Here is an 8,703-nt window from a genome sequence, read left to right on the forward strand (position 1 = left end):
ATTTAAATCTGCGGGAATGGAACCCTGCGGCGGAGCGGATCTTTGGCTACTCCAGGGATGAGGTCATGGGGGAACCCCTAGGCTTTTTGATTCCCGAGTGGCGACGCCCCCAAGTGCGGCAGATTATGAGCCAACTGATTCTCAGCCCTCGGGTACTGCGAGAGGTGGGCGAGAATGTGACCAAACAAGGCGATCGCGTCATCTGTGAATGGTATGACGTGCCGTTGGTGACCGCCACCGGAGATGTGGTCGGCATTTCATCTATGGCGGTTGATGTCACCCAGCGAGAACAGGCCCAAGAGAAACTGCGGGAGTCGCAGCAACGGCTATCCCTGCTGATTCAGCAAACTCCCCTGGCGGTGATTGACTGGACACCCGATGGACAGATTTTAGACTGGAATCCATCGGCCGAGCGCATTTTTGGTTACACCCGTGAGCAAGCGATCGGGCAAGCCTTCCACTTTTTAGTTCCCGAGTGGTTCCACAATCAGGTTCAAGATATTTTTGTTCATCTATCCGCGACCAAGCAAAGTAATCGCAGTACCAACGAAAACATCACCCAGGACGGGCGCGTGATTTTCTGCGAATGGTACAACACGCCGCTGATGGCACCCAACGGCGAAATGTTGGGAGTGGTGTCCGCCGTCATGGATGTAACCGAACGACGACGATCGGAACGAGCTCTCAAACGCAGTAATGCCATCCTGCGTGCCCAGCGAGAAGCCTCCATTGATGGGATCTTGATCCTCGATGAACATCGGCGTATCGCCTCCTACAACCAACAGTTCTGCGGCATTTGGGGCATTTTGCCGGATCAGATTGCCACCGAGGGCGATCGCCTCTTGATCCAGCGGCTGTTGGATCAGTTGATCGACAGCGACGTCTTTCTGACAACCGTAGATTTTCTCTACGAACATCCTGATCAATCCAACCGGGAAGAACTGCTGCTTCAGGACGGCCGGGTGTTCGATTGCTATTCTGCCCCCGTGCGATCGCCCGCTGGTGAATTCTACGGCCGGGTTTGGTATTTCCGCGACATCAGCCAACGCAAGCAAGCAGAAATCCAGCTACGGCAGCAGGCAGCGGATCTCGAACATGCCCTCCACGATCTCCAGCGCACCCAGGCCCAACTGGTACAAAGCGAGAAAATGTCTAGCTTAGGACAGCTAGTGGCCGGCGTCGCCCATGAGATTAACAATCCCGTTAATTTCATCTATGGCAACTTAAGCCACGCCACTGATTACATCAACAATATTGTGAATCTGCTCGGTCACTATCGCCTGCGCTATCCTCAGCCTGGCGACGACATCGAGACGCAGATTGAAGACATGGATCTTGACTTCCTTGTGGAAGATTTACCCCAACTACTGAGATCCATGCGCATTGGTGCAGAACGCATTCGGGAAATTGTGTATTCTCTTCGTACCTTCTCCCGACTCGATGAAGCCGACCTAAAAGCCGTCAATATCCATGAAGGCATCGATAGCACCCTGTTGATTCTGCACAATCGCCTCAAGCCCAAACACAACAGTGAAGGAATTGATGTGGTGAAACAGTATGGCGATCTGCCGTTGGTGGAATGCTATGCCGGGCAAATCAACCAGGTGTTTATGAACATCTTATCCAACGCCATCGATGCCTTGGAAGACCATATGAAGGATCATCCCGAGGTTTATCATGACACCAAGGCAGCGATCGCCATCCATACCGAACGAGCCACCCCCGGCTGGATCCGGATTCGCATCTTAGACAACGGCCCTGGTATGCCGGAGTCGGTGCAACGGCAACTCTTCGACCCCTTTTTCACCACCAAACCAGTCGGCAAAGGCACGGGGCTGGGTCTATCCATCAGCCACCAAGTGATTTGCGATCGCCACAAAGGATCCCTCACCTGCCACTCCACGCTCGGTGTTGGCACCGAGTTTGTGATTATGATTCCAGAATCGGTGGGCGCTATCCTCAACGATTGACCCTCATTGACCACCCTAGAAAGTCCATAGACTTGGCAGGAAAGGATTTGTCCGTCACAATTTGGGATGCCCTGTTTGCGATCGCCCCATGACCCCACAAACGTTAGTCATCAAAATTGGTACCTCTAGCCTGACCCATGCAGAAACGGGTCTGCTGTCAATTTCAACCATCGCGGCCTTGGTGGAAACCCTCAGCCAACTCCGACGACGGGGGCATCGGGTGATCCTGGTCTCCTCCGGAGCCGTGGGAGTAGGCTGTGCACGGCTAGGCATGACCGAGCGCCCCAAAGCGATCGCCACCAAGCAAGCCGTTGCCGCTGTAGGACAAGGACGGTTGATGCGGGTCTACGATGACCTGTTTACCACCCTGCAGCAGCCCATCGCCCAGGTGTTGCTCACCCGTAGCGACTTGGTGCAGCGCAGCCGCTATGTCAATGCCTATCGCACCTTTCAAGAACTGCTGCGGCTGAACGTGATCCCCATCGTCAACGAAAACGATACCCTGGCGGTGGATGAACTCAAATTTGGCGACAACGATACCCTTTCAGCTCTCGTCGCTAGTTTAGTTGATGCCCATTGGCTGTTTTTGCTCACCGATGTAGATCGCCTCTACTCCGCCGACCCGCGCTACCATCCCGATGCCCAACCGATTATTCAAGTAGAGCGCATCGATGAACTGTCGGAAATGGTCGAGGTGGGCGATCGCGGCTCAAGCTGGGGCACCGGAGGCATGGTGACCAAAATTGCCGCGGCCCGCATTGCCACCACCGCTGGCGTACGCATGGCCATTACCGAAGGGCGATCGCCCCAGAATATTCTCAAAATCCTCAACGGCGAACCCCTCGGCACCCAGTTTGAACCCCAGCCCCAGCCCAACAAGGCCCGCAAACGCTGGATTGCCAACGGATTGGTACCTTCGGGCAAGCTGTACTTAGATACCGGTGCCGTTAAGGCTATTCAAGAGGCAGGGCGATCGCTGCTTGCTGCTGGCATCACTGAGGTGGAAGGAGAATTTCAGCAGCAGGACGCCGTCCAGCTCTGCGATCGCCAAGGGCGGGAGATTGCCAGAGGCTTGGTGAACTTCACCAGTGATGAACTGCAAAAGATCCAAGGTCGTCAGTCGGAACAGATTTCTGACCTCCTCGGCTACATGGCTCCCGAAACTGTGGTGCATCGCGATAACCTAGTGCTCAGCGCCACATAGAGTTTTGTCCAGCCTGGGTGGAACGACACGGGCTAACGTGCCGTCTTAGATCATGGCGATCGCCCAGCCTGAGCAGATCCGGGACTCAACCCAGGCGAGACTGGTTAAGCCATCGAGAAGTTCCACACGATGTGTCGCTTGTTCAGGTGTACAGTCTAGCTACCATGCCCGAGAACGAGATGATAGAACTAAACCATAGCTTGATCGACGCGGAATAGGCGATCGGATCAGTGTATGGATCAGTATTGGGCATATCGATCAGGGTTGGGCAATAAGACGGCATCTCCCCCTAGCTGTGAGCCTTCTAAGGTTCATATAGTCCATATCTAGCCCGTCTCCCACCATAAAGCCCCAATTCATAGCCCTCCCTGTTGTCTCGGCATCCATTCAGGCATGATGGGAGTAAGGCCGTCATCCCCCGTGCCATCACTATCCGTTGACGATCGCTTGTTGCCCTCCAGCCATGACCTTTTTACCGATTCCCATGAAACACTTACTGCGCCACCGTGTTGCCTTCGGTCTTCTGTCCACCACAGCAGCGATCGCTCTGCATAGCCTTGATATGGCCATGCCTATCGATCTACTCAACCTAAGCCGCTTTGGGCAACCTACGGCATCAGCCCTTGCCCAAAATGTGGAAGAGGAAACCCGAGTACGGATCTATCGAGATGCAAGTCCAGCCGTTGTGTCCATTGAGGCCGGCAATAGCACTGGCAGCGGCAGTATTATCAGCGCAGATGGTCTGGTGCTCACCAATGCCCATGTGGTGGGATCGACCAGTACGGTCACCGTCATTTTGTCAGACGGGCAGCGCATCCAAGGAGATGTGATCGCCTATGCTGAAGACGGCCTGGATTTGGCAGCCATTCGCCTGCGAGGGCAAAGCAATTTACCAACCCTTCCCCTAGCCCCACCTGGATCGGTGGCTGTCGGTCAATCTGCGTTTGCCATTGGTAACCCCTTCGGCCAATTCCAAAATACCTTCACCGTGGGCATCGTCAGCCGCATTGATCCCGAGCGCGGCATGATTCAAACCGATGCGGCTATCAACCGGGGCAACTCTGGCGGGCCGTTGCTCAACAGCCAAGGACAGCTCATCGGCGTCAACACAGCAATTTTCACCGCAGGAGAAGGCGGCAATATCGGCATCGGCTTTGCCATTTCTAGCGATCGCGTTCAGCCCTTTCTCACCGCCGTGCGGGAAGGACGAGCCCCCACCGTCGCCCAGCGCCCTAACAACACCGGCAGTCGCCCCGCCGAACGCATCACCGTGAACGGCGCGGCCACCAGCGGACAACTCGATACCAGCAGTAACGTTTTACCCTTTGACAATAGCTACTTCAACGTCTACAACTTTGACGGGCGAGCTGGGCAGCGCATCGTCATCGACATGAACAGTAATGACTTTGATACCTACCTCGTTTTGCTAGACCCCAACGGTGTCGATATCATGCAAGACGATGATGGTGGTGGTGGCACCAATTCCAGAATTGAAATGACCCTGCCCGCCAGCGGCACCTATACGATCTTCGCCAATTCCTATCAGCCTGGCGAAACCGGACGCTATAGCCTGCGGTTGCAAGAATCTGGCTCCAACGCATCCACTAGCCGTCCCAGTCCCAGCAATGGCTTGATTGTGAATGAACAAGGACGGCTAGGCCCCGGCTCGCTGGTGTTGCAAGAAGATGGCAGCTACTATCAAGAGCATTCTTTCTATGGCACGTCTGGGCAGACCGTGACCATTTCCATGGAAAGCAATGAATTTGATACCTATCTCATCCTGCTGGGGCCCAATGGAGAACTGGTTGACCAAAATGATGATGCAGGGCCCAATACCCTCAACTCACGCATTGTCACCACCCTGCCACGCACCGGCACCTATGTGATTTTGGCTAATTCCTACGACAACACGGGACAAGGGCGCTATACCCTCACCGTTCGCTAAGTCTAGGGGCGATCGCCTTCCATCCTGCAGCGATCGCCCTCCATCGTTACCGCAACCCTAGCCAAGAGAAAAGATCTTGGCGGGTGGCTAGCTCAATCAACAGCAGCACGATGAAGCCCAGCATGGCAAAGCGGCCATTGATCTGTTCAGCGTAGGCTGTCCAGCCAAAGGCGGGCGTTGGCGCAAGGGGTTCAGCGGATTCAGCAACGGATTCAGCGGGGACAGTATCTGGAGAATCGGGTTGGGAGGTCATACGTGGTCTACACAATTCAGCCTGAGAGCAGTCTAGCGCAGATTCTGGCGTAGATTGTTCCTCCTACCCAGCACAGATCAGGAGACCGGCGACTCGGCTTCTAACTGTTCCACCGCTTCTATCAGCGATCGCACCTGGGCCTGGCCCTCTGATGCTTCAAAGGTCAGGGGTAGTTTGCCACTGGCTAACATCCGCAACCCCAGAGGCCCCAAACTCAACAGTCCCGGCAGATCGCGGAAGGAATTGCCCACCACCTGAATGCCAAACTTGCGCTCATCAATCCAGCCGCCCTGCTTCACCAACTCGACGAGTACCTTGCGATGGCGCACCGAACGGCTATCGCTAGCATCCTTGCGATCCAAAATTTGCTGCTTTACGCGCCCAATTTGATCCATAGGAGCTACATCCATGGGACAGACACTATTGCACAACTGGCAGCGGGTGCAGCCCCAAACGCCTTGATTGCCATCGTTATAAGCATCTAGGCGAGCTTCCGTCGTATCATCCCGCGCATCGAGCACCAAGCGGGCAGCCTTGGCTAAGGCATGGGGGCCCACAAAATCAGGGTTGACCTCCAGCGCATTGCACTCCGAATAGCAAGCGCCGCAAAGGATACAGTTACCGTTTTGGTTGAGGCGATCGCGCTCCTCAGGACTCTGCAAAAATTCCCGCTCCGGCACCTGACGGCTGCTAGTACTCACGTAGGGATCCACTGCCTCCAGGCTATCCCAGAAGGGAGCCATGTCCACAATCAAGTCTTTGAGCACCGGCAAATTTCCCAACGGTGCAACCGTGATCGTAGGCAGTGCGTCACTAGGGGAGCGATCGCTCCCTTGACTGGCTTGAATGGCCTCCAAGCGAGCCAACTCACTGCGCACATTTTCCTTACAGGCCAAGGCCGATCGCCCGTTAATCCGCATACTGCAGCTACCGCAGATGGTATTCCGGCAATTTTTGCGAAAGGCCAAACTACCGTCCTGCTGCCACTTGATCTGATTCAAGCAGTCCAGAATCGTACTACCTGGATCGATATCCAGAGTAAACGACTGCATATAAGAACGGGGCTGCAGCCCTTGGCGGAGAATATTGAATTGAACCTGCATAGTGTTGCGAACTCTAGAGGAAGAAGACGGCGGATACAGCCGGCCCGTAAACGAGTCACGCAGCGCGCAACCCGGCAGCACCCCATCCATACCAATCCGATCTGAGCGAAACGTTGAATAGAGTAACGTACCACTCATCTGCCGATCGCTAGACTGATGATCAGGAGTCTACCCACGAACCTAGCTACCAGCCTAGACGACCAGAGCAGCTAGCCTAGGAAATATAACCAAAGATACATGTTTGCTAAGCGTGAGTTTAACGGGTGTACTCTTTGTCACCCTAAACGGGGCAACGTATAGGAAACGATCGTCTCCGTTATGGGGCGCTGTTAGGCGAAGCCGTAACGCACCGTTTCATGAGGCTTGGATGCGTTGCTAGGTCGAGGAGGCATCCATCAGGATCAGGAGACGGGTTGTGACAGCCCGAACGATCGTCTCCGTTATGGGGCGCTGTTAGGCGAAGCCGTAACGCACCGTTTCATGAGATGCGTTACGCTGTCGCTAACGCATCCTACTGATGCTACGGGTACTAGGATCAACGACGTTCCCTTCAACTTCGCTCAGGGAACAAGGCTCAGGGAACAATGGTGCCCTACTACAGGGAAACGTTTCGCCACAGAGTGCTAGAACAAGAAGCTCTAGGCAGACTCCAAACAAGCCTGTCGCCCCATCAGCCAATAGGTTTGCATATCTCCCTTACCTTTGATGTGAATCATCCCGCGAGACTCAAAGACAAACTGATGGTTTAGTAGTTCATAGGTGCTTTGAGTGACCTGAATACCATCAGAGGTGCCATGGGACTCCATGCGGCTGGCCACATTCACCGCATCCCCCCAGAGGTCATAGATAAACTTCTTGCTGCCAATCACCCCTGCGACCACCGGCCCAGTGTTGATGCCAATGCGCAGACGAAACGGCTCACCATCATCCCGCATGAAGGTGCGAATGGTGTCTTGCATATCGAGGGCAATATGGGCGATCGCTTCTGCATGATCGGCACGCGGCACCGGCAATCCGCCCACCACCATGTAGGCATCTCCGATAGTTTTAATCTTTTCCAAGCGATACTTTTCCACCAGATGGTCAAACGCGCAGAAAATGTTGTTGAGCAGTTCCACCAGCTCCGTCGCCGGCAGCCGTGAGGCCAGAGGCGAAAAATCTACAATATCGGCGAACAAAATTGTCGCTTCTTCCACAGCAGAGGCGATCGAGGTTTGGTTTTGCTTCAGTTGGTGGGCAATACTCTGGGGCAAAATATTGAGTAAAAGCTGCTCTGATTTTTGCTGTTCGCTCAACAGCTCAGCCGTGCGTTCTGCCACCCGTTGCTCCAAGACGGCAAAAGATTTTTGTAGCTGATCGGCCATTTGGTTAAAAGCATCCGCCAAGCCTTGCAACTCCGTAATATTCCGCACCTGGATGCGGGGCAGCGTATCAGAATGAGATAGGCTGGCCCTAGCTGCACTGTCCGCAAGGGTGCGGCTTGCTTCACTAAGCTGCAGAATGGGATAGGTAATCCAGCGGGCCGTCAACAGCCCCACCCAGGTAGCTGCCACCAGCGCCAGCAAACAAAGGGCAATGGTGGTGCGCGTGTTGGCATAAATTTGCCCCATAAAATCTGATTCGGGGATCACCACCACAATCAACCAGTTGAGGTTTTTGCCATAGGAAACCGAGTCAACATGCACCAGTTGCCGTTGCCCATTGCGATCGCGAAACTCAAGCTGTTGGCGACGACCAATGTCTTCCAAACTGTTGAACTGAGTCTTGAGAAACTGAGCCGTATCTTGAATGAGAGGATGGGCCACGTCAGTGGCCGCTAAACGAGTGACGCGATCGCCCTCCACCACAAACGGCTCATCCTCCGTCGATGTGGCCACCAGTAAACCAGATGATTCCAGAATAAACGTCTGGCCAGACTGACTCACCTGCAGCGATCGCAGCATGTCATTAATATGCGACAGCACAAAATCGGTGCCAATCACCCCTAAGATTTCCCGATCCATGGTGTAAAGAGGCTGGGCCAAGGTCACCTTAAGACGTCGTTCTTTAAAATCTGGATAAATGCTGGTCCAGGTTGGTTCACGGGCCTGCATAGCACTCCGAAACCAGGGACGTAATCGGGGATCATAGAAGCGAGTTTGATCTAGGACTTGAGCTGGCCGTCCTAGTTGATCAAGGGCGTAGCTGGTGAAAATACGTCCCGTCTCATCCCCCGATCGCCCCACCTC

At 54.4% G+C, this 8,703-nt stretch carries 6 protein-coding genes; 3 read left to right on the forward strand and 3 right to left on the reverse strand.

Annotation, left to right across the window (positions count from 1 at the left end; genetic code table 11):
* The 3 genes from V6D20_10945 to V6D20_10955 all read left to right on the forward strand — a co-directional run.
* On the forward strand, window positions 1-1,970 hold a 1,970-nt coding region (locus V6D20_10945), incomplete at its 5' end, for a PAS domain S-box protein (protein HEY9816298.1).
* 88 nt (window positions 1,971-2,058) lie between these two features.
* Window positions 2,059-3,174 carry a glutamate 5-kinase gene (gene proB / locus V6D20_10950; GenBank protein HEY9816299.1) on the forward strand — a complete coding sequence of 372 codons (1,116 nt, stop codon included), beginning with the start codon at window positions 2,059-2,061 and terminating at the stop codon, window positions 3,172-3,174.
* 463 nt (window positions 3,175-3,637) lie between these two features.
* Window positions 3,638-5,119 carry a trypsin-like peptidase domain-containing protein gene (locus V6D20_10955; GenBank protein ID HEY9816300.1) on the forward strand — a complete coding sequence of 494 codons (1,482 nt, stop codon included), beginning with the start codon at window positions 3,638-3,640 and terminating at the stop codon, window positions 5,117-5,119.
* Window positions 5,120-5,165: 46 nt separating this feature from the next.
* On the opposite strand, the gene V6D20_10960 is transcribed toward V6D20_10955, so the two are convergent.
* The 3 genes from V6D20_10960 to V6D20_10970 all read right to left on the reverse strand — a co-directional run.
* Window positions 5,166-5,372 (reverse strand): chlorophyll a/b-binding protein, encoded by a 207-nt coding sequence (locus tag V6D20_10960; protein HEY9816301.1) that lies wholly within the window; start codon window positions 5,370-5,372, stop codon window positions 5,166-5,168.
* Window positions 5,373-5,449: 77 nt separating this feature from the next.
* Window positions 5,450-6,475 (reverse strand): succinate dehydrogenase/fumarate reductase iron-sulfur subunit, encoded by a 1,026-nt coding sequence (locus V6D20_10965; protein ID HEY9816302.1) that lies wholly within the window; start codon window positions 6,473-6,475, stop codon window positions 5,450-5,452.
* 638 nt (window positions 6,476-7,113) lie between these two features.
* A partial coding sequence (locus V6D20_10970) for an adenylate/guanylate cyclase domain-containing protein (GenBank protein ID HEY9816303.1) occupies window positions 7,114-8,703 on the reverse strand: 1,590 nt, incomplete at its 5' end.

This window comes from Candidatus Obscuribacterales bacterium (assembly GCA_036703605.1).
Taxonomy (GTDB): Bacteria; Cyanobacteriota; Cyanobacteriia; order RECH01; family RECH01; genus RECH01.